This window comes from Patescibacteria group bacterium, from assembly GCA_024654625.1.
In the GTDB taxonomy this organism is placed as follows: domain Bacteria; phylum Patescibacteriota; class Minisyncoccia.
Window position 1 is genome coordinate 1 of sequence record JANLHB010000018.1, and the last position, 1,463, is coordinate 1,463.

General features: G+C 39.0%; 3 protein-coding genes. All 3 read left to right on the top strand.

Translation table 11 applies throughout. The features are described from left to right. The first annotated feature begins 380 nt into the window (after positions 1-380). Genes NUV40_02175 through NUV40_02185 form a run of 3 tightly spaced genes read left to right on the top strand, consistent with a single transcriptional unit; the run spans position 381 to position 1,342 of the window. Positions 381-635, top strand: coding sequence for a UPF0175 family protein (locus NUV40_02175; protein MCR4342695.1), 255 nt, complete (start codon positions 381-383; stop codon positions 633-635). Next, the gene (locus tag NUV40_02180) at positions 628-1,113 is read left to right on the top strand and encodes a DUF3368 domain-containing protein (GenBank protein MCR4342696.1); all 486 of its coding nucleotides are present in this window, start codon (positions 628-630) and stop codon (positions 1,111-1,113) included. The genes NUV40_02175 and NUV40_02180 overlap by 8 nt, the downstream gene beginning before the upstream one ends. A gap of 7 nt (positions 1,114-1,120) precedes the next feature. After that, positions 1,121-1,342: a DUF2283 domain-containing protein gene (locus NUV40_02185; protein ID MCR4342697.1), complete on the top strand. Its 222-nt coding sequence runs from the start codon at positions 1,121-1,123 to the stop codon at positions 1,340-1,342. Positions 1,343-1,463 lie beyond the last annotated feature (121 nt).

A 1,463-nucleotide genomic window follows, 5' to 3' on the forward strand; every position in this document is an offset into this window, starting at 1 on the left:
TTGGCCCCAAAAAGGACATTTTAAGGGCTAAAAACACCTATATTTAGGAGTTAAGTGTCATTGAAACAACATGTTAGCTTGGTCCGACCCCAGACGAACCTTGCTAAAGCATGACAAAAAGGAGACCGTTAGAATTGATATGAGTAGTGAAGGCATATTCTGCTTTCAAGGTCTGACCCCGGGTTTCTGTAACGTAGTTTGGATTGCGTTTGTTAATCAATTGTCATTTGTCCAGATGCGACGCCGATTCCCTATTTAAAAAATGATTATTGAGAAGAATTTAAAATAAGACCCGTGGGAAGATCAAAGAAAAATGAGGAGGGCATGAAAAAAAAGCCTGTCCTCTTTTCTCTGAATTTTTATAAAGGAGGTAATGCAAGATGATAAAAGAAGCAAGCTTTAAGTATCCTGAAGATATTCTTATCTCATTAAAAGAGGATGAAGATCATTTTTTGCAGGAAGTCAAAGTATTAGCAGCAGTGAAACTCTATGAACTCAACAGACTTTCCCTGGGTAAGGCTGCAAACCTTGCCGGTATAGACAAGTATAATTTTATAAAGGTACTGGGTGAACACAAGGTATCCATCTTTAAACTTGACAGGAAACAACTGGCGAGGGATGTAGAGAATGCCTGAAAATAGGCTGGTTGTCGCCGATAGCACGGTATTGATCGCCCTTTCTTCCCTGGGCAAATTGGAAATTCTTCAAGATCTTTATCAGAGAATTATAATTCCAGAAGCAGTTTATAGAGAATTAATCCGAGGTAAAGGAAGACCGGGGAGTGAAGTAGGTTCAATTAATTGGATTGAAGTGAAAACTCTGTCATCCTTGTATAAGAAATATCTTGAATTTGATTTGGATGAAGGCGAGGCGGAAACGATTTCTTTATCTGAAGAAATTGGGGCAGATCTGGTTTTGGTAGACGAGTATTGGGCGAGGAAGATCGCAGAGCACAAAGGTTTAAAGTATACAGGTACTCTCGGGTTGCTTCTAAAGGCACAGAAAAAGGAATTAATAAAGGAGATAAACCCTTTACTGAATGAGTTAATTAATCGAGGTTTTTGGATAAGTAATGAATTATATAACCATGTCTTGATGGAAGCAGGGGAATAAATACTTAATGATGCACAAACGGTCGCTGTCCCTATTTGCCCTCAAGGAGAGTGACACCATGGATATATGGTTTGGTAATCCAAAAGATGAACATATCTGTGAAGAGGCGGGGGAAGGTATTATTCTAAAAAAGGATAAAGATGGGAAAGTAATAGGAATCGAGAAGCTTTATGTGGCCAAGACTCTTGGGATTAAACAACCACTTCCTGTTGAGGTTATAGTTGCTTAAATTCTTTAATTATACTTAAAATACTTCTTGCCAGACGCGCATTTTGGCGGGCCTGCCCGACGAGTTGTTTGGCGGGTGTGTGAGGAATAACATTTTTTCTTGTTTTTCCTTGACTGAAACA

Bases quoted from the DNA above. Each gene is read 5' to 3' on its own strand.
- NUV40_02175 (MCR4342695.1), top strand. From the start codon at position 381: ATGATAAAAGAAGCAAGCTTTAAGTATCCTGAAGATATTCTTATCTCA.
- NUV40_02180 (MCR4342696.1), top strand. From the start codon at position 628: ATGCCTGAAAATAGGCTGGTTGTCGCCGATAGCACGGTATTGATCGCC.
- NUV40_02185 (MCR4342697.1), top strand. From the start codon at position 1,121: ATGATGCACAAACGGTCGCTGTCCCTATTTGCCCTCAAGGAGAGTGAC.